The sequence below is a fragment of the Alkalihalobacterium sp. TH-98 genome, assembly GCF_057473385.1.
Window position 1 is genome coordinate 1 of record NZ_JBYCKM010000005.1, and the last position, 19,057, is coordinate 19,057.

24 protein-coding genes are annotated in these 19,057 nt (G+C 36.1%); 16 read left to right on the plus strand and 8 right to left on the minus strand.

Going from position 1 to position 19,057, the window contains the following annotated elements; translation table 11 throughout:
• The 9 genes from AC2VNP_RS01465 to AC2VNP_RS01505 form a co-directional block, all read left to right on the plus strand.
• On the plus strand, positions 1–476 hold a 476-nt coding region (locus AC2VNP_RS01465; RefSeq protein ID WP_486915448.1), incomplete at its 5' end, for a hypothetical protein.
• A 16-nt stretch (positions 477–492) separates the two neighbouring features.
• Complete coding sequence (locus AC2VNP_RS01470; protein WP_486915449.1) at positions 493–828, plus strand: hypothetical protein; 336 nt, start codon at positions 493–495, stop codon at positions 826–828.
• 267 nt (positions 829–1,095) lie between these two features.
• The gene (locus AC2VNP_RS01475) at positions 1,096–1,383 is read left to right on the plus strand and encodes a LytS/YhcK type 5TM receptor domain-containing protein (RefSeq protein ID WP_486915451.1); all 288 of its coding nucleotides are present in this window, start codon (positions 1,096–1,098) and stop codon (positions 1,381–1,383) included.
• A gap of 187 nt (positions 1,384–1,570) precedes the next feature.
• The gene (locus AC2VNP_RS01480; protein WP_486915453.1) at positions 1,571–1,864 is read left to right on the plus strand and encodes a GGDEF domain-containing protein; all 294 of its coding nucleotides are present in this window, start codon (positions 1,571–1,573) and stop codon (positions 1,862–1,864) included.
• A 487-nt stretch (positions 1,865–2,351) separates the two neighbouring features.
• A complete protein-coding gene (locus AC2VNP_RS01485) occupies positions 2,352–2,474 on the plus strand; it encodes a hypothetical protein (RefSeq protein ID WP_486915455.1) in 123 nt (40 codons plus the stop codon).
• Positions 2,475–2,555: 81 nt separating this feature from the next.
• The gene (locus AC2VNP_RS01490) at positions 2,556–3,866 is read left to right on the plus strand and encodes a protoglobin domain-containing protein (protein WP_486915457.1); all 1,311 of its coding nucleotides are present in this window, start codon (positions 2,556–2,558) and stop codon (positions 3,864–3,866) included.
• Positions 3,867–4,154: 288 nt separating this feature from the next.
• A complete protein-coding gene (locus tag AC2VNP_RS01495) occupies positions 4,155–6,086 on the plus strand; it encodes an ATP-dependent DNA helicase (RefSeq protein WP_486915459.1) in 1,932 nt (643 codons plus the stop codon).
• Between the two features lie 312 nt (positions 6,087–6,398).
• A complete protein-coding gene (gene rocF, locus AC2VNP_RS01500; RefSeq protein ID WP_486915461.1) occupies positions 6,399–7,307 on the plus strand; it encodes an arginase in 909 nt (302 codons plus the stop codon).
• Positions 7,308–7,370: 63 nt separating this feature from the next.
• Positions 7,371–8,744 carry a YjiH family protein gene (locus AC2VNP_RS01505; RefSeq protein WP_486915795.1) on the plus strand — a complete coding sequence of 458 codons (1,374 nt, stop codon included), beginning with the start codon at positions 7,371–7,373 and terminating at the stop codon, positions 8,742–8,744.
• Positions 8,745–8,916: 172 nt separating this feature from the next.
• Here AC2VNP_RS01505 and AC2VNP_RS01510 read toward each other — a convergent pair whose 3' ends face one another.
• Positions 8,917–9,114, minus strand: coding sequence for a cold-shock protein (locus tag AC2VNP_RS01510; RefSeq protein ID WP_486915463.1), 198 nt, complete (start codon positions 9,112–9,114; stop codon positions 8,917–8,919).
• A 582-nt stretch (positions 9,115–9,696) separates the two neighbouring features.
• Between AC2VNP_RS01510 and AC2VNP_RS01515 the strand changes: the two genes are divergently transcribed.
• The 4 genes from AC2VNP_RS01515 to AC2VNP_RS01530 all read left to right on the plus strand — a co-directional run bounded on the left by AC2VNP_RS01515 (position 9,697) and on the right by AC2VNP_RS01530 (position 12,746).
• Positions 9,697–9,822, plus strand: coding sequence for a hypothetical protein (locus tag AC2VNP_RS01515; RefSeq protein WP_486915465.1), 126 nt, complete (start codon positions 9,697–9,699; stop codon positions 9,820–9,822).
• A 133-nt stretch (positions 9,823–9,955) separates the two neighbouring features.
• Entirely contained in the window at positions 9,956–10,744 is a 789-nt protein-coding gene (locus AC2VNP_RS01520) for an enoyl-CoA hydratase/isomerase family protein (RefSeq protein WP_486915467.1), read from the plus strand.
• Between the two features lie 247 nt (positions 10,745–10,991).
• Positions 10,992–12,125 carry a zinc-dependent alcohol dehydrogenase gene (locus tag AC2VNP_RS01525; RefSeq protein WP_486915797.1) on the plus strand — a complete coding sequence of 378 codons (1,134 nt, stop codon included), beginning with the start codon at positions 10,992–10,994 and terminating at the stop codon, positions 12,123–12,125.
• Positions 12,126–12,311: 186 nt separating this feature from the next.
• A complete protein-coding gene (locus tag AC2VNP_RS01530; RefSeq protein ID WP_486915469.1) occupies positions 12,312–12,746 on the plus strand; it encodes a PaaI family thioesterase in 435 nt (144 codons plus the stop codon).
• A gap of 50 nt (positions 12,747–12,796) precedes the next feature.
• Here the strand turns inward: AC2VNP_RS01530 and AC2VNP_RS01535 are convergent, their stop codons facing one another.
• Positions 12,797–13,135 (minus strand): hypothetical protein, encoded by a 339-nt coding sequence (locus AC2VNP_RS01535; RefSeq protein WP_486915471.1) that lies wholly within the window; start codon positions 13,133–13,135, stop codon positions 12,797–12,799.
• Positions 13,136–13,372: 237 nt separating this feature from the next.
• Positions 13,373–13,576 carry a hypothetical protein gene (locus AC2VNP_RS01540; protein ID WP_486915473.1) on the minus strand — a complete coding sequence of 68 codons (204 nt, stop codon included), beginning with the start codon at positions 13,574–13,576 and terminating at the stop codon, positions 13,373–13,375.
• A gap of 180 nt (positions 13,577–13,756) precedes the next feature.
• Here AC2VNP_RS01540 and AC2VNP_RS01545 point away from each other — a divergent pair, with 180 nt between their 5' ends.
• Complete coding sequence (locus AC2VNP_RS01545) at positions 13,757–15,022, plus strand: hemolysin family protein (RefSeq protein WP_486915475.1); 1,266 nt, start codon at positions 13,757–13,759, stop codon at positions 15,020–15,022.
• Positions 15,023–15,135: 113 nt separating this feature from the next.
• Here the strand turns inward: AC2VNP_RS01545 and AC2VNP_RS01550 are convergent, their stop codons facing one another.
• The 3 genes from AC2VNP_RS01550 to AC2VNP_RS01560 are packed head-to-tail and all read right to left on the minus strand — an operon-like array spanning position 15,136 to position 16,844.
• On the minus strand, positions 15,136–15,564 hold the full coding sequence (locus AC2VNP_RS01550; RefSeq protein ID WP_486915476.1) for a ferritin-like domain-containing protein: 429 nt from the start codon (positions 15,562–15,564) through the stop codon (positions 15,136–15,138).
• A 17-nt stretch (positions 15,565–15,581) separates the two neighbouring features.
• The gene (locus AC2VNP_RS01555; protein ID WP_486915478.1) at positions 15,582–16,055 is read right to left on the minus strand and encodes a hypothetical protein; all 474 of its coding nucleotides are present in this window, start codon (positions 16,053–16,055) and stop codon (positions 15,582–15,584) included.
• Between the two features lie 6 nt (positions 16,056–16,061).
• A complete protein-coding gene (locus tag AC2VNP_RS01560; RefSeq protein WP_486915480.1) occupies positions 16,062–16,844 on the minus strand; it encodes a hypothetical protein in 783 nt (260 codons plus the stop codon).
• Between the two features lie 208 nt (positions 16,845–17,052).
• Between AC2VNP_RS01560 and AC2VNP_RS01565 the strand changes: the two genes are divergently transcribed.
• A complete protein-coding gene (locus AC2VNP_RS01565) occupies positions 17,053–17,631 on the plus strand; it encodes a hypothetical protein (RefSeq protein WP_486915482.1) in 579 nt (192 codons plus the stop codon).
• Between the two features lie 51 nt (positions 17,632–17,682).
• Here the strand turns inward: AC2VNP_RS01565 and AC2VNP_RS01570 are convergent, their stop codons facing one another.
• On the minus strand, positions 17,683–17,802 hold the full coding sequence (locus tag AC2VNP_RS01570) for a DUF6254 family protein (protein WP_275118153.1): 120 nt from the start codon (positions 17,800–17,802) through the stop codon (positions 17,683–17,685).
• A gap of 234 nt (positions 17,803–18,036) precedes the next feature.
• On the opposite strand from AC2VNP_RS01570, the gene AC2VNP_RS01575 reads away from it, so the two are divergent.
• Positions 18,037–18,570 (plus strand): DUF3189 family protein, encoded by a 534-nt coding sequence (locus AC2VNP_RS01575; protein WP_486915484.1) that lies wholly within the window; start codon positions 18,037–18,039, stop codon positions 18,568–18,570.
• Between the two features lie 130 nt (positions 18,571–18,700).
• On the opposite strand, the gene AC2VNP_RS01580 is transcribed toward AC2VNP_RS01575, so the two are convergent.
• Positions 18,701–18,952 (minus strand): hypothetical protein, encoded by a 252-nt coding sequence (locus AC2VNP_RS01580; protein WP_486915486.1) that lies wholly within the window; start codon positions 18,950–18,952, stop codon positions 18,701–18,703.
• Positions 18,953–19,057: the final 105 nt, after the last annotated feature.

Here is a 19,057-nt window from a genome sequence, read left to right on the forward strand (position 1 = left end):
ATGCAGATGCCGAAGCGGAAGCCGACGCCAATGCCGAAGCGGAAGCCGATGCCGACGCTGACGCCGAAGCCGATGCGGACGCCGAAGCGGAAGCCGAAGCCGATGCGACAGCCGAAGCCGAAGCCGACGCTGACGCCGAAGCCGATGCCGATGCCGATGCAGATGCCGAAGCCGAAGCAGATGCTGTTGCGGAAGCCGATGCTAGATTTGATAACAATGAGATTAGAACGGGAGATAATATCATCATTAATGTTGGTGGTGGTAGTGAGACTGGAGCATTAGGGTCTCTTGCAATGGCTCTATCTACACTTACTTTATTTGAAGCATTGAGAGGAAGTCAAAATACCGAAAACCTTATGGCTACACTAACGAATACGATGAATTTAATGGCTTCACAAAATGATGAAAGTACTCGTAGAGCTATTATGGAAGCTATTAATTCTCTCAATAACAACAATAACAATAATAATCAATAAAGTTGGAGGTCATTTTATGCCAAAAAGAAACGTCTCGCGCTGTGCTATTTCTGCTAAAAGAGATGAAGTATTAGTAAAAGTAGTTAACAGCAATGAAGGAACTAGTCGCAAATTTGGGGTCAATGCGTATGACAAAGACAGTGAAACAAACCAATCATTACCTGTTTACGCCGGTGAAAAACTATTAAAAACAGATAAACTTGCACCAGGAGCAGAGCAACTCTATAAGATTGACACTTCTAATGTTAGAAACAAAATTATTTTTGAAATCGTTCAGGAAGGCGGCGGTGGAGGTATTGGAGTCTCCACAAACAATAAAGGATCATCTAGTGTTGTGATCCGCTTGAAATAAAAGTAATGAATATCAAACTGGGCCAAAGCAAATCTTTGGTTCAGTTTTTTTATTATACCGTGTGTTTATTGAAAAATTTTGGTAAATAGAATAATATGATATAGGTAAAATTAACTATGATTGCTCCTCTTTATCTATTTAACTAGTGTGCTTTCATCAGATAAAAATGAATACATGTGATCAAGGGATTAAAAAGGAGAAAATTATGTTTAATCGATCTTATCCAATTTAGCTATTATTTTATTAACTCATCTCGTGAGTACTTTAATGAATTATAAAGACCGGTTAAGACCACATCTATTGTCTATATGTATCGTTATGATATTTTCTATTGCCGTTATTACCATGTTTTATTTACCTATCCAATTTGGGGAATATCGCCTAGATTTAAGGCTGATACCACTTATCTTTTTAGCTCTACTGAGGGGTTGGAAAGTAACACTTCCTGTATTAATCATTGTTTCTACGTGGCGATTTTTTATGGGAGGTGACGGGGCCATGCCTGGAATTATCTTTGGTTGGTCTTATCGACTCTTTTTCACTAGCTTTCTATAAGAGGAGTAATGTACATACTTCTATCCTACCAAAAGTACTAATTGTTACAGTTTGTTGGTTCATTTCTGATTTTCCCATCGTATTCATCATGCCATATGGGTTAGAGGTTTTCAAAAGCATTTCCTTTATTCGCTATGGCTAATTTATGGAGGCTTCTTTTATTTTATTAGAACATAAAAGAGAAATTTTGAAACAACAGTTAGAGTTTTTAGCAACACACGATCAATTGACCCAGCTGTTAAATAAAAATAAGTTTTTCAACCTAGTGGAAGGAAAGGCTAGTGCGTCCTCATCCGAACTTTATATAGCTATGGTCGATATTGATCATTTTAAACAGTTGAATGATACATACGGACATCTTGCAGGTGATGCTATATTAGTTGAATTATCTTCAATTCTTAAAAAATATGATAATGATAATATAACCTTTACTAGATATGGAGGGGAAGAGTTTATCATTTGTGATCAGTTAGTATCATAGTGAATTTATGGAACTAAGATCGTAAAATAAACTCAACTTTTTACTATAGGCCATTATAAGAAGAGAAAGATACCATGATCTTTCTCTTCTTTAGTTACTAGTGCTTAAAAACCAGCATGTAAACGACGAAGTTCTAACTATTACTAAAAAATTCTTAAAATAGATCAAAATACCTAAAAATAAGAGTGTTGGAGAAAAGTAAATAGAAAAAGGCATATGTTAGAAAGAAAAATAATCATAATTTGATACCTATATAGGAAAAAAGACTGAAAAATTATGAACAAAGAGATGAAAATATTTTTTTGTTAATTTAAAATCAATATTATATCGAAGAAAAAAGATTGTTCCTTAAAAACAATATTGCTATCATACTAATATACTAAACTATCGACAAAAAAATACATAAGTTTTAAAAATAGACAAATAGTTAGGTGACGTTACCAATGTACATATAGATACCAACTAGTGGGAGGTCTTTCTGGAGAGTATGCTTTTACCAACTCAACATGAAATTCGCAAAGAGCTATCAGATATAAAATATGCTCTTGATAAATCATCGATCTTAGTGGTTAATGATGTTAAAGGGGTAATCACATACGTTAATACTTGATGGTACCTATCTAGAAATTAAGAGTCTAAGTTGTGGACTGATCCACGACTCTGAAAAAAATTATATAAACTTGGGGGATTTATGAGAAGTATTTTTACAGTCAAAAAAATAGAAAAGCCAAAGAGTATATTTGAAACGTTAACACAACATCAATCTGAAGTATATATTAGGATCGATCGAAATAAAGACATATTAAAACAAGTTGAGATGATCAATCTAACAATAAAGGACTTAACAATTATTCGTGCATTACAACCTGTGATTAAGGAACATTTGGATCACATTGTTGGACAATTCTATAACAATTTAGGAAAAGAACAATCCCTCATGCGTATTATTAACGACCATAGTCATGTCGATCGGTTAAAAAAGACGCTTCATAAACATATTTATGAGATGTTCAGTGGGCAAATTGATGACTCTTTTATCCAGCAAAGAAATATAATTGCACACGTTCATGTTCGGATCGGTTTAGATCCTAAGTGGTATATGTGCGCCTTTCAAGATCTTTTACAATCCTTAGTCAATATCGTTAGTGGTCAAGTGAATGATATAAAAGAAAACAGCGAAGTTATAATGGCGATTACAAAGATCCTCAATTTAGAGCAACAAATTGTGTTAGAAGCTTATGAATTAGAAAATGAGCGAATTCGGAACGAGGCAGCCAACCAAAAGAAAGAAATGGAAATTCAAGTTAGTACGAGCGCACAAGAATTAGCTGCCATAAGCGAAGAAACGAGCTCCTCTTTACAGGAAATGACCGCTAAAACAAATGGGATTAATGATCTCACTAAAGCAAGTTCACAAATTGCAATCTCAACAGAAGAGAAATCTAAAGATGGAAAAAATCGATTGGAGTATCTCGTAAAAGTTATTATTGAAACCGAAGAAAATATGAAAAATATCGCCGTTGAAATGAATGACTTAATGACAGCCTCAAAAAAAATTGAGGAAATCTCAAGAATGGTCACATCCATTGCTGATCAGACCAATCTGCTCGCCTTAAATGCCGCGATTGAAGCAGCTCGTGCAGGTGAGCAAGGTAAAGGTTTTGCCGTCGTTGCCAATGAAGTTCGAAAATTAGCGGAAGATACGAAGAATGCAGTATCTGGCGTTACTGTCCTAGTAAGTGAAATAAATCAATATACATCCAATATGTCCAAATCCATTACTAAAAACACAAAGCAAATTAATAAGGGAACAACGGAGTCCAGTATGACCAACCAATTTTTTGATGAAATAGTACAATCGATGGTTCATATGAAAAAACAAAATCTTTTAATTGCTGATGAAATGAAACATTTAGCAACTATATTCAAAGACATCAATGGAGCAGCTGAACAAGTTGCTGTTGCTTCTGATAAACTAACCAATATTACAAATTCATTATAAATAACCGTGCCAATTTTTAGACATCGTATCCATTTCTTAAGGGAAGTGATGCGATGTCTTTTGTTAATATATTTAATCCATTTATTTTAAGGGATTTTCCTTTACTCATTTACAAGTGATTAGACGTTTCGGTATGATAGATGTTGGTCTTCTTTTATAAATAGGGTCTATCTCCGGTAGACTTGTTCATATTGTAAAGACAATTGCATTATGAACAAAATTTATCAACAAAAGAACAATGCAATTTAAATCATACATACTATTTATTATTTAGAACGGAGATTTAGCATGACACAAAAGCTTCCTTTTACAATTTCAAAAACTGAACTATTTTTCGATCGCCTTGGTGACTATGTCGGTGATGTTTTTTATGATATCTTACCTGAACAAGGATATGAATTACGAGATGAACAAATTTATATGGCTTTCCAAATTGAACAAGCTTTCAAAAATAAAAGTGTCAGCTTTGCTGAAGCAGGTGTAGGAACAGGGAAAACCTTTGTTTATTTGTTATATTCGATCTGTTACGCAAGATATATGAGGAGACCTGCAATTATTTCCTGTGCCGATGAAACTCTTATTGAACAGCTTGTTAAAAAGGGTGGGGACATTGAAAAGTTAGAAAAGGCACTAGGTTTAAAGATTGATGTTCGTTTGGCGAAGTCACGCGAACAATACGTTTGTATGAAAAAGTTAGATCCTCTTGCAAACCGTACAGAAGATGAAGATATTTTGCGTGTTCATGAGGAAATCCCAAGCTTCGTTTATGATTCAAATTCTTCAATGGCTTTATTTGATCGTTATGGCGATCGAAAAGATTACCCTTGGCTTTCGAATCCGAAGTGGGAGCAAGTAGGCTGGGATCCTTTGCAGCAATGTTCAACCTGTGAGTGGCGTCACCGATGCGGCCAAACCCTTCACCGAAACTATTACCGTGAGTCGACTGACTTAATTATCTGTTCTCATGACTTTTATATGGAGCACGTATGGACAAAGGATTCACGAAAGCGTGAAGGGCAACTTCCACTGTTACCTGAAGCAAGTTGCGTCGTATTTGATGAGGGACACTTGCTTGAATTTTCTGCGCAGAAAGCTCTCACCTATCGCTTTCACTCGGAAACATTAACGACGGTATTAACCGCCTATATGAACCAAAATGTTCGTGAGGAGTCACTCGTACTGATTGAAGAGATTTTAGTATTACACGACGAATGGTTTGACGTTTTACGGGATTCGGCAAAAACAGTAGAGGGTTCTAATCGACTTGATGTACCGCGCTCAAAAGTGATGCTCAACTTGGCCGCAAAAATGGATCAATCTGTCCAAGAATTGTTAGAACAACTTGTGTTTGACTCTGAATTATTCACCCTCGAAGACTATCACGTTAAGATCATTGAAGAATATTTAGAGTTTTTCTCTTACGGATTAACAACTTTATTAAAAGAAGGCGAAGGTATTTTTTGGTTGGAAGAAACTGAGTTTGAAACGTCATTTGTTATTATGCCACGACTTGTAGAAGATATCTTAGAGAAAGAAGTATTTTCTCAAGGTATCCCATTTATCTTTTCATCGGCTACATTATCGAAGAACGGTGACTTTTCCTACATCGCCAATAGCTTAGGGATAACGAACTACTCTTCCTTTACAGTTGCGTCTCCATTCGATTATGAAAGTCAAATGAAACTAACGGGTCATATCGAAGAAAGTGAAAAGATAAAGTGGGAAAGAATCGGGGCAGCTTTAACTAATAATGAAGGCCACTCACTCATACTATTTACATCGGTAGAAGAAATGAACCGTTTCCGCAAATGGTCTGACCAACAATCATGGAGTTTTGATATCGTTTATGAAGGAGACCAGGAAATAAGCGTATCTGTACGTCATTTTCAGCAAAATCCGTCAACTGTTCTTTGTGCGTATCACTTATGGGAAGGTTTAGACGTTCCAGGGGAGTCTTTAACACAGGTCATTATTTCATCATTACCGTTCCCGCCACATGACCCTGTTTTTCAAGCGAAACGAAAGCATGTAGAAGATCCAATGACAGATATTGATACACCTTATATGTTACTCCGCCTTCGACAAGGAATGGGACGTCTCATTCGTAGTCGTGAAGACCATGGTAACATACACCTATGGATGACTGAGGACCAAAGACAATCTCATTTTGAAGAAATTAAAAAAGTACTTCCGACTGAGCTTACGTGGAATAACAATTGACAGTACTAGTAAGTAAATAAAATGAATAACTTGAAGAAGCAGCTGCATCGACGAAAAATGCATCTGCTTTTTTTCTAGAATTTGAACACTTTGTAAGGGAACCTTAATATCCTTTAGTGCAAATTATTTTTGCTCATTAATGATCAGTTTTTTTGCAATGCGCAAAAATATACATTGATGTATATTATGTATAAACCAAAGTTTATTCTATATTCAAAGTTTTATGCATAATCTGAACATTAGAATCATCTGGCACAATTTTTGCACTAATAAAATAAAAAGAGCCAAAAAGCTAGGAGAGGTGAACTTTTTATGAACACAACATTTAAAAAAGTATCTATTATTGGAGTACCCATGGATTTAGGACAAAAGCGTCGCGGCGTTGATATGGGGCCAAGCGCATTAAGATATGCTGGATTAATAGAAGAAGTTGAAGAGATTGGCTATGAAGTAAGAGATTATGGAGATTTACAGATTGACAGGTCACGAGTCAAAGAATCGGTTCCTGTGAACTTGACGAACTTACATGAAGTCATACGAGTGAGTGAGGAGCTTCAAAAGGAAGTCGAAAAAATTCAAGAAGAAGGAAGTTTTCCACTGTTATTAGGCGGAGATCATAGTATGAGCATTGGTTCGATTGCCGGGTTAAGTAAGCGTTATCAAAATCTTGGTGTCATCTGGTATGATGCTCATGCTGATTTAAATACAGCGGATACATCTCCGTCCGGAAACATACACGGTATGCCGCTTGCTGTTAATTTAGGAATAGGTCACCCTTCACTTACTAAGATCGGTGGGTACGGTCCTAAAATTAAACCAGAGAATATTGTCATTATTGGAGCTAGATCGATTGATGAAGGCGAAAGATCTTTAATTAAAGAAAAAGGAATAAAAGTGTATACCATGCATGAAATTGATCGTCTCGGTATGACAAAAGTCATTGAAGAAACAATTGAATATTTATCCGAAAGAACTGACGGTGTTCATTTAAGCCTCGATCTTGATGGAATCGATCCAACAGATGCACCAGGTGTAGGTACACCTGTTATCGGAGGTATTTCCTATCGAGAAAGTCATCTTGCACTTGAGATGTTAGCCGAATCAAATTTAATTACATCCGCAGAATTTGTGGAAGTAAATCCAATTTTAGATATAAAAAATAAAACGGGTGACGTCGCCGTTGCATTAATTACTTCCCTTCTGGGCAAAAGACTATTATAATATTAGTTCGACTTTATTTTTATACATCAGGAGGGGCTAGTATTGACATCTAGTGACAATGGAATGCAGAAGAAGAAATCAAATGCAAAAACCTTGCCGTTAAATGGTTATTTGCTTTTTATTATACCTTCATTGCTTGGTATATTTCTTTTTATGACACCTTTACCATTTGGAGAAGACGCAGCAATTACAATCCCAGTTGCATTTTTAGCGAAACAACTTGAAGGATTGTTAATCGACGTACTTCCAACATTAGTAACGCTTATCTTATTCTTTGTTGCACTTCTCACGGGTTGGGTGACTTTATTTAAACCAAAAAAGCTAATGAAAAGTGAACTTTTGATAGCCTTGTTTGATGTTCATCCAACATGGTTTGTCATTCGTGTGATTGGGTTTATTTTAGCGGCGATGACGTTATTAGAGTTAGGCCCGCAATGGGTTTGGTCAGAGGACACAGGGGGATTACTGTTATTTGTATTAATTCCTTTGCTGTTTACGGTATTTTTATTTGCAGGTCTCTTCTTACCACTGCTTTTAAATTTTGGGTTGTTAGAGTTTTTTGGGATCTTATTAAATAGAATAATGAGACCCGTTTTTACACTGCCAGGACGGTCTTCGATCGACTGTTTAACTTCGTGGATGGGGGACGGGACAATCGGTGTATTGTTAACGAATAAACAATACGAAGAAGGCTATTATACGAAGAGAGAAGCAGCAGTAATCGGAACGACATTTTCAGTCGTTTCCATTACGTTCAGTATCGTCATATTAGCCTACATGGAGTTAGAGTATTTATTTTTACAGTATTACTTCACCATTGCGATCGCTGGTTTTATTGCGGCTATTATTATTCCTAGAATCCCGCCGCTATCGCGAAAACCAGATACGTATTACGTTGAAAATCAACATCGTATAGACGATAGTGAATTAAAAGGCCAAAATTTGTTTGCTCTTGCATTGAAGAAAGCAGTCCAAAGGGCAACGTCTAGTACGAATCGCTTTTCATTTCATGTTCAAGGTGGACTTAAGAACGTTCTTGATATGTGGTTTGGCGTTCTTCCAGTTGTAATGGCATTTGGAACAATTGCAGTAATTATTGCTGAATACACAACATTATTTGCAATTCTCGGTGCGCCGTTCGTGCCGCTTCTAAATTTAATGCAAGTACCTGAAGCAGCTCAAGCAGCTCAAACAATGGTCATAGGTTTTGCGGATATGTTTTTACCGGCAGTTATAGGAAGTGGAATTGAAAGTGATTTTACACGTTTTGTTATTGCATGTGTTTCGGTTACGCAGTTGATTTTCATGTCTGAAGTTGGTGGATTATTACTAGCATCAAAATTACCTGTTAACTTTAGCGATTTAGTTATTATTTTTATTGAGAGAACGTTAATTACGCTCCCTATTATCGTATTAATGGCACATCTTATCTTTTAAGACTCATGTATACCAAAAGGCTGAATTCATTGTCGCATGAATTCAGCCTTTTGTTTATTGAAGCTACAACAACCTAAGTAGGTCTATACTGGGAACCACAAAGGTTAGAGTACTTATAAGTTCTGTGTTCTTAAACAATAGGAAAGGACTCCAAAATGGAGTCCTTCTTTACTTATTTTTGAACGTTAGCAGCTTGTGGACCACGAGCGCCTTCTTCAATATCAAACGTTACAGTTTGACCTTCTTCTAATGTTTTAAATCCATCGCCTTGGATCGCTGAAAAGTGTACGAATACATCGTCGCCACCTTCAACTTCGATAAATCCAAAACCTTTTTCTGCATTAAACCATTTTACTTTTCCTTCTGCCATGTGTATATGCCTCCATAGTGGTTATATACCACGATAGTATTACTATTTTTGTCCAATAACACGTTTGAAACTGTGTACTTATTATGTAAGCATTTGTTCTCTATGTTGAATGGAGCAAAAATAATTGTATTTATAATAGCAGTTTCGAGTAGTGCAATGCAAGTTTCTCCAAAAGGAAATTTATAACAATTTGTTTTAGTAATTTTTACAATTATTGTACAATTTCTCTAACAACTACATTATCACTTTCTTCGTACTCGAGATACAATGAGGTTAACTTTCAAAGTGTGGCTTAATATTAAATATAAATATCACCAATTCAGGAAATCACCGAACATTATAACAACAGACTCGACACTACCAGTGGAAGCGAAAAGTTAAGAGGACTGAGAAACCCTTATACAAGGCAAAAATTGCGTTTTGAGTGCTAACCGGACTGAGAAGCCCTTATTCGCTATAAAATAGCTGTTTTGAAGTGAAATTAGATTAAATAAGGGCCCTGGAGTCCGCTAAAGTTCAAAAATGTTGATTTTAGCATAAATAACGGCCTGTGAGTCCGTTTAAATGTTCTCCACACATAAAATGGCTTTCCTCGATCCGAAAACTTCAAACTTATTTAAGTACAGTGAGTTAATGGCGAACACTGAAAAATTAGATGAAATTTTATTGATCGCAATGGCTGTGTTTAAGCGATTAGGATTATTATAAGTAATAAAGATAAAGTAGGGTCTTAAATGAAAACATTATTATGAAAATGAATTTAAATTTGTAAAATTCTTATTTTTGTCTACAAAGTTTGTTAGAATTAAGAGGTTAGTAATTTTTACAGGGGGGAATAAGAATGGAAAATCAACGTGTCGTATTAACTGTAAAAAATCATGTCGGGGTCGTAACTTTAAATCGACCGGAAGCCGGAAATGCCTTAGATCTTCAAATGGCTAAAGAATTAATGGAAGCAGCAATTCACTGTTCAGAAAATGATGAAATTCGTACAGTTGTTATTACTGGACAGGGAAATAAGTTCTCTGTTGGGGGAGATTTAAAAAGTTTTGCTAAAGAAGGAGAAGATATTGGTACGCATCTAAAAACGGTTACTGCTTATTTGCACCAAGCGATTTCTTATTTTGCTAGAATGAACAAGCCGTTCATTGGAGCTGTAAATGGGATTGCAGCAGGTGCTGGTATGAGTTTAGCTTGTGCATGTGACCTCGTTTACGCATCTGACAACTCCAAGTTTATCATGGCTTATAATAAAATTGGCTTAACACCGGATGGTTCTGGCAGCTACTTTTTACCTCGTATCGTCGGAATGAAGCGAGCATTAGAATTAATGTATACTAACCGGATGTTAAATGCTCAAGAAGCAAACGAATGGGGAATTGTAAACGATGTCGTTTCTGAAGCTGAATTAATGAATGTTGTTATGCAGTTGGCAGAAAAACTGGCACAAGGACCCGTCCATGCTTTTGGGGCAACTAAGAAATTATTTGCTCATTCGTTGCAAGAAACTTTGGAGTCTCAAATGGCAATTGAAGCTACTTCATTATCTGAGCGAGCAATCAGTCAGGAAGGTCAAGAAGGGATTCATGCATTCTTAGAAAAACGCGAGGCCGACTACTTAAAGAAATAACACTTCTCGGACACAATACTATAGGAATTATAGACAAGACCTCATTTATTAGAATGAGGTTTTTTGTTGTATAGGCAAGTAATATAGACGTTATTATCCCAGATGTTTCTAATCATGAATCAAACTTGAAAAGGTAGATATGGGTACACTTAAAGTATATGAGTATAAATTTAATTACCCATAACGACAGTAAGTGTTACTTAACGAAAGAATTTAGACAGGATAAATACTGGGATGGAGTGAAATGATGAAAGCTGTAACTTATCAAGGACCTAACAATGTTGTTGTCAAAGATGTTCCTGATGCATCGATAGAAAAGAAAGATGATGTTATTGTAAAAATTACATCCACCGCGATTTGTGGTTCAGACCTGCATTTATATCAAGGTAATATGCCGTTGCCGGATGGATATATTATTGGGCATGAACCAATGGGTATCATAGAAGAAGTTGGTCCTGAAGTGACAAAAGTGAAAAAAGGTGATCGAGTCGTTGTCCCATTTAACGTTGCATGTGGGCACTGTATTTACTGTGAACATGATTTAACGAGTCAATGTGATAACTCCAATCCACATTACGACTCTGGGGGGTACTTTGGGTACACTGAAAAATTTGGAGATCACCCTGGAGGACAAGCTGAATATTTAAAAGTGCCTTTTGGTAATTTTACGCCATTTGTCATTCCTGAGTCCTGTGAATTAGAAGATGAGTCACTGTTATTTTTATCGGATGTATTGCCGACTGCCTATTGGAGCGTCGATTATAGTGGCGTAAAAAAGGGTGATACGGTCATTGTTCTCGGTTGCGGGCCTGTTGGACTAATGACACAGAAATATGCATGGATGAAAGGGGCAAAGCGGGTAATTGCCATCGATTATTTAGATTATCGTTTAAATCATGCAAAAAAAATGAACAATGTCGAAGTATTTGATTTCACCAAGTTTCCGGATATGGGAGAACATCTAAAAGAAATTACACAAGGCGGGGCAGATGTGGTCATTGATTGTGTAGGGATGGATGGTAAAAAGTCGCCGCTTGAATTCATTGAACAAAAGCTAAAGCTTCAAGGAGGAACTTTAGGACCTATTCAAATCGCAACTAAGGCGGTAAGAAAAAATGGAACCGTACATCTTACTGGTGTATACGGGTCAAATTATAACCTGTTCCCGTTAGGTGCTTTTTTTTCAAGAAATGTCACGTTAAAGATGGGACAAGCCCCGGTTATTCCGTATATGCCGATGTTATATGATCAAATTGTCAACGGTGAATATGATCCAAAAGAAATAATTACCCATAAAGTATCACTAGATGATGCCAGCCAAGCTTATAAAATATTTAACGACCATCAAGATGACTGCATTAAAGTCGTTCTAAAACCCTAACGGATGGAAATAAAGAGACTGAAAACAGATTCCTGAACTGAAATTAAAGTTATCAAATAGATAACGAAAAGGTTCAAGCGGCAATCTACGCATCAGTCTCTTTTTCGATGTTTTCAAGAGAAGGAGTTTTCTTTTGAATATCGAAGTAATAGTAGATGACTTTAGTTATTTTAGGGGGGAGAAAAGTTGGATAAAGAAGCCATAATAAAACAGGCGCAAAGAGCGGCGGAAAAAACTGAACTGACGTATGAGAAGGTGTTCCTTTTTCAATTTTTTGATTTTGAATTTTCATACGATGAGGGGAAAGACGAATGTGTAATCGAGTGTCCGGTAAGTGAAGCGATGTTTAATCCATTGGGTACCGTTCACGGTGGGATTTATACTTATTTGGCTGATACGGCCATCGGTCATTTACATTCTCGTTTTAAGGAAGACCCATATGTTTCACTCGAATTAAAAACGACTCACATGAAGGCTGTTACAAGCGGGAAGTTAATTGCTAAGGCCCATTTTTCTAAGAATGGCTACAATGTAACGTTTGCTGAATGTGACATTTTTAATGAAGAAGGAGAACTCGTCAGTACCACAACAGGAACTTTTTACAGAGTAAAAAAACGGTAAAAAGTCAACAGATAATGTTGGCTTTTTTTAGTGTATTACATATAAACTTTTTATTTAATGTTCTTGCGAAAAAAATTTGCAATGCCATAACCCATACACCCAGAAACGTTATAAATTAATATGTAAATAAGTGCAGATGAGTTTAAATAAATAATTAGAATGACTACAAACGTAAACGTTGAAACGAATAGCGATACAAGTAAAGAACTTTGTCTGAAAGCGCAAGCGACTCCTTGAAGAACATACAAGATTGGGAAGATCAATACTAGTGAAAGAATAAATAAACCTTTTAAATTCGCATGAACAGCTGAGAAAGATAAAATTGATAATACGATCATAATAACCGATGGTAAAAAGGTGGTGATAATAGCTCCCGGTTTAAACTTCATAATATATTCTCCTCTGGTATAAGTTAAATTTTCAATACTTATACACCGAGTATAGTTTGAGTTGTAACATATGGGCAATAATTTTTTGGTGACAGATTCATAGGCTTCAAAAAAGAGGTCATCTATGGAAGATGGAATGATGTTGCTAAACAGTTGGTCAGTAGCAAGATTACTACTTTTTTTAATATAACATCATATAAAAAAGCTAGGGCAAACTCCCCAGCTTAAGGATAGTAATTATTCTTCTCCAAAGTAATCACAAATCTCTTCCGTCTGTTGTTTGCTTTTTTCTTTGAAGTACGGATTATCTTCGGTAGGATCTTTTGGATCAAGATTTGTTTTCATAACAAATGTAGGGCTGTCTGTCGGTTCGGCAATTATTCGGTCCGAAAGCTTATCAAAGTCGGGCATGTTTTGACTGCCTTGTTTTTCTTTATTCATTTTGTAACACCTCCTTCGTTTTAGGTTGCTATCTCTTAAAGAAAAATATGTAATCGGAAACAAGACTGAACAAATGTTCATTTTTATGAAGATCATTTTATCTTTATGTAAAAAACATTGCTAATTATTGTAGGTTTAATATATATTAGTAGTAATACATTTCAGGAGAGTGATGGAATTTTGGACAGTATACCCTATGACTCGATAATCTTATTAGGGGCATTGTTATTGTTATCTGGATATTTTTCTGCGTCGGAAACTGCGATTACAAGTGTAAACAAAGTGAGGTTACGAAATCAAGCTGAGCAAAATAATGTAAAAGCTATACGCTCATTAAAAATGGCAGAAAATTTCGACCAAAGCTTATCAACCATCTTAATTGGGAACAACATTGTTAACATAGCGATGGCGACGATTGCGACTAAGATTGCAACTGACATGTTTGGCAGTAACGGCAGCACACTACTTGTTACGACGGTTGTTATAACCGTATTAGTTTTAGTGTTTGGTGAAATTTTACCGAAATCGTTAGCAAAGCAGTATGCAGAGAAATATTTACTTGCAATTTCTGCCACTTTGAGGGCAGTCATGAAAATCTTCTATCCAATTACATGGCTTTTTGTTCAACTCAAATTAGGAATTAATAAACTAATGGGAGATAAAGGAGAAGAGCCAAGTGTGACAGAAGAGGATGTAAAGGCCTTAGTCGAAATTGGAGAAGAGGAAGGGACATTTCACACTCAAGAACGGGAACTTCTTCATAATGCAATTGAATTTGATGATATTGTCGTTAAGGACATTCTTACACCTAGACCGGATGTTATTTCGGTGTCGATGGATACACCAATTGATGAAATTAAAGATGTGTTTATTAACGAAAAATATTCACGTGTCCCTGTATACGATGGTTCGATTGATAATATTATCGGAATTATCTCTCACCGTGACTTTTTTACAAAGTACGTGCAGGAACCGTCATTTTCATTAAGTGACATCATTCGAAAACCGCACTTTGTTATAGGTTCGGTTAAAATCTCTCATCTCCTTAAGGAATTACAAAAAAGCAAGGTCCATTTAGCTGTAGTTCTTGATGAATATGGGGGTACAGCAGGTATAATTTCAATTGAAGATATTTTGGAGGAAATTGTTGGCGAGATATGGGATGAACATGATGAAAACGAACAATTAATCGAAATACTCGAAGATGGAAAACTTCGGCTAGACGGACGAATTTCAGTAGAGGAATTCTGTGAATCTATTAATGTTACGGTGCCGGATACAAGTTCAAATACTTTGGGTGGTTGGATTTCAGATACACTCGGCTATCTTCCAAAAAAGGGAGAGACGATGGTATACGAAAATCTGCGAATTTCCATTGAGGAAGTTCGTAATCGACGAATTCAAAAAGCAACCGTAGAAATTAATTCTGAAGTTCAAACCGCATAACTTTTCTCGCAATGAGGTGTTTGGAGGAAGCAGGGGGGGGCATTAAGTCCCCCTTGCTTCTTTTTTGAGTAAGTAAGTACGCTGTTTACCGAATGGCTACGATTAAAATCGACTTAGTGTAGTAAATCTCTTAAAAATTCCACATGTTTTCGGTCTTCATCGAAGATTTGTTCTATGAGCTGATAGCTTTCAGGGTCTAGATCTCCTCTAACGATTTTTTCTGACATGCCGATGCCGTAATCACTTTCTCCCTTGATTGCAGATTCGATAATGTCTTCGGTCGTTTCTGGTAATGTAAATTGACTCATGAACCCTTGAATAGAACCGATTACCCCCTCATTATTCACTGGTGTTCCACCTAAGTTTTGAATTCGCTCCGCTACTTGCATTGCATGCTCCTTATGGTTTTGCTGTATCATTTGAAACTGTTTTTTGACTTGATCATCCTCTAATCTTTCAATTAAATGCTCATAGGCGTGAATACCCATATATTGTCCTTGTAAAAACTCATTAAGCGTATTAATCACGTGTTCTTGTTTCATTGTTTTCTCCTTTACCTTTAGTTGTTGTTTAACTTTGGTACTTGAGAGACACCTAAAGCGAGGTTTGACCAAAGGATATCTTCTACCAAATGACTTTGAGCGGCTTCACATTCAACAATCAAAACAACCTCTGTTACTGGTGTTTTTGTTTCCTTACGATTTTTTGAGTGTCTTTTCGTAAAAAAATAATCGATAATAAACCCTAAAACAGCACCTGCTGCAAATCCAATTAACCCCCAAATAATAGGTCCCCAATACAAAATAAATCCAAAACTCGCACCTAATACCGAAAAGGCGGTTCCTAGAGCTGCCGATACATCAAATAAACTTACGCCATCAGAACGATGGATGCTATCAAATAATTTTCGGTCTTCTCGTCGTTTATCAAAGGGTACTGCTAAAATTTTATCTTTTGTAATCCCGTTTTGTTCTAGATTTGCTATCGCTATTTCTAAAGTTGCGGACTGTTCAAATGAGGAAATGACCAGCATAAAAGTTCACCCTTTTCTATTGAACGAATGTAACTGCAGTGCTTGGTATTCTCTTTTCAAGTATTCCGATTGCTCCATCTTATATAGTTTGTTGTATTCTACTGCTAATGAATAGGACTCATAAATGGCAAATCCATAAAGAGATGGCATAAACAGTGACCATTGTGGATTGAGAATTGCAGTAGCGAGTGCAAACTCTCCTAATAGCGAAAAATGAAAAGCAGGGAGAATATTAGAAAAGTATGTACATAACATCCAACAAAATAATAGAAAGAAACCAGTCGGCATTCTCTTCAAATAAAGGTGACCCATGCCAGGCATGAGAAACGACCAAACCATCGCTAGCCACGGCTGGCGTCTATCTAAAAAATTTATTCCCATTGGTCCAAGGTTAAATGGAATTATAGGAGCCTTTTCTTTATTAGCTAAAATGTAAAGTTTGTTAAGGTCAATGGTCTTTCTGTAACTGTCCCAAATGGAAGCAATGTAAACGGGAATATACAGTAAAACCCACCTCGTATCAATTACTTCCTTAGCTAAGTCAAACTGACCAGTAAAAGAGTAAACCATACTTTCATTAATATGAGAATTAACGTTTACAACAAATTCCCAGATAAAAAGAATAAACCCTTTAATATACGCTCCGTGCATTAAATGCCCCATGCCAGGAAAAGCTGCAGACCACCAAACAGGGACCCAGGGATTTTTTGGGTGTATTACATTCGTATTAAAAGAACTTACATATGCTCGATAATACCGTGCGTTTTGTGTAGCGGATCGATTATCCATATCTGTTTCCTTTTATGTATTTTTTTATAGTTTTTGTTAATTTTTTCATTTTATGCGTCTGACTCAACAAGAAGTTTTCTTTAAGAAGAAGATCTCTGACAAACATAACTTAATCAAGCTGAGAATAAAATTTTGTAAAACAAGCTTTTACGGGAACTAGTTAAAGGGGAGGTGTCGGGCATTTAACAAGATAGAAGCATTAGACTTTATGTTTGAAACAGAGGATACGATTCGTAAGAAATATAACATTAAGAAACAACATATCATTGAGGCGTTAAACGGCATCCGTGCTACTGTTAAATGGTTAGAGACTTCCATTTATCAAAACATTATTGATGAGGTCACATTTTATATTTCGGATGCTCCGATTAACTATCCAGGACAATTAGAAATCGATGATGAAGGGGACTTCAAACCTGTAATATATATGAACATTATGGCGATTGCTGAAGACTATAAAAATAAAGAGTATCTATTAGACATGAAAACAGCGTCCGTTTCTTGTTATGAGTACGCGGCTTTTATTTGTTTACATGAAGTTGGTCACCTTTGTCACGGGTTGCTTGGAGGAAAAGGGCGAGATAAGAGAGATCGTTTATTTGATTATTTTAATCGAGGTGAGTATTTTTACGAGCGTTTTATCGAAGAAATGAAATATGGCCATACTCATGCAGAAAAGAAGAGGTACCGAAATATCCCACACGAAAAGGCTGCAGACCAGTTTGCTTTTCATAATTTAAATATAATGTTAGCTCAGCTAAACAAAACGAAGAAGAAAAACGAATGAAAATTTGAACAGACGGAAGACCGCCTGTTTTTTTCTTTAGTTAAGATCCTGTTATTCTTTAGGTGGTGTTTCGGCTGCAATTTCTTTTAATGATCTAATTTTTCCATGTGGATTTTGTGCTTCTTTGCGCTTTCTAAACTGGCGGTCTTCTTGACTTTTTGATTGTGACATCTGTTTTCCCACCCTATAATTTATTTTTAAAAATGACTTATCGAACTTAGTTTATCGATTTAATTTAGCATGTATGCAATTAGCTAAGTAGTGCATTTTGGCAATTGAGAACGTTTCTGTGTTTTCTAAGTATAATTTCTCTTTAAATTAGGTACTTTACAAGATATATGACAATCCTATCGTATTCAAGATGAGATAGCATCGGATCATTTTTACATGAAGGAGGAGCTTGCTTTGCTTTATGTTTATAATTGCTTTGCAGGAACACACTCTTCGGCATTAGCGGCTGCTTACCATCTCGATAAACTGCCGAAAGATCGAGAACCGACAAGAGAGGAAATATTAGGAATTGATATTTTTAATAAACTGACACCAGGAGATTTCGGAAGGTTTATTTATCATGGGAAAGATGAAAATGGACATAAGGTGTATACAGTAGGCAGAGGAAAGTCAACTGCTGTTATACCAGCTCTTCATTCCTTCATTTCTCTGTTGCAAGACGATGGGAAAGAAATTGATCAAATCGTTTTCTCTAATTGTTCACCAACCGTTCCAGTTGCTATGACCTTTGGTGGTTTATTCTCAAGACGGTTTGGTATTGACTTTATTGGAGTACCTTTGTTAATTAGAGGAGCGAAACAAGCACATCGTACGGTCATTCAATTGGTCGAACATACAAAGGCCATTGCCTCAACAACAGAGAATCATATTGAGATATTAGAAAATGAAAAGTTCAAAGTGAGTACGATTAAACCGGATGTAAAATAAAGAAGACTTCCTAGTGTTAGCTCTCCATGCTGATTTTCACAATATTTATTGTGAGTTTCTCAACTTGAGGTGTTAACGGTTTCTAGGAAGTCCGTTTTTTTTGCTCAAAATACAAATTTACGGGCACACTTTACCTTACAATTGCTCGGCTATGCTGTTTTGCAACGGAAATTTCGTAATAAGTTTGGTCATCTTCGTAAATTCGGTCGATCATAATTAAAACATCTTCAAATGCTTTTGAATAGTTTTCTGTATCATTACGAGTCATATACTGGATCATATTTTCAATCTCTACATTAATCTTTTTGTCTAAATCCTCTTCTGATAATCGTTTGCTACGATCACACTCGTCAAAGCCTTCTGGGTATTTTGGTATGTTCATCTAAGTTTCTCCTTTACTGAATGTAACTTCTTACAACAAGCATTCATTATGTATTTGTTTTATCATAATTGTTTTTAGGTAAAATGATCAAGCTTTTCGATGGAA